Source organism: Bacteroides sp. 224, from assembly GCF_010500995.1.
Lineage (GTDB): Bacteria > Bacteroidota > Bacteroidia > Bacteroidales > Bacteroidaceae > Bacteroides.
On the sequence record NZ_QVMK01000105.1, the window covers coordinates 1 to 338 of the forward strand.

Here is a 338-nt window from a genome sequence, read left to right on the forward strand (position 1 = left end):
AAAAACCTCTTCCCAGTTTCCAGCATGCAATTCCATTACAGTTGTGTATCCAGCTTTCTTTAAAGCATTAAGCGCTTCCACTCTGCCGGCATTTATTTGAATACGAAACATTTAAACGCAGCCTGACTCTTTATGGAAAGGCATTGCCTTACCCCATCTTCTTAACTAAAGGAGAAGCTCTTAACAACTTCGTAAAACGAAGCATAGATCTGATCTGATTATAATCAGAATACTAATAAATATAAAAAGAGCGTTATAACCTAAAAGTACGCAAGCGCAAACGGCGTGTTGTAACCACTGATTCCAGACATGGTCTACCTACTTACCCCAATCTTGTC

Annotated in this window: 1 pseudogene; it reads right to left on the reverse strand. The window is 39.1% G+C overall.

The features are described 5' to 3' along the window. Positions 1–99 (reverse strand): annotated as a pseudogene (locus D0T60_RS19115) (histidinol-phosphatase); the annotation flags it as partial. Between the last annotated feature and the right edge of the window lie 239 nt (positions 100–338).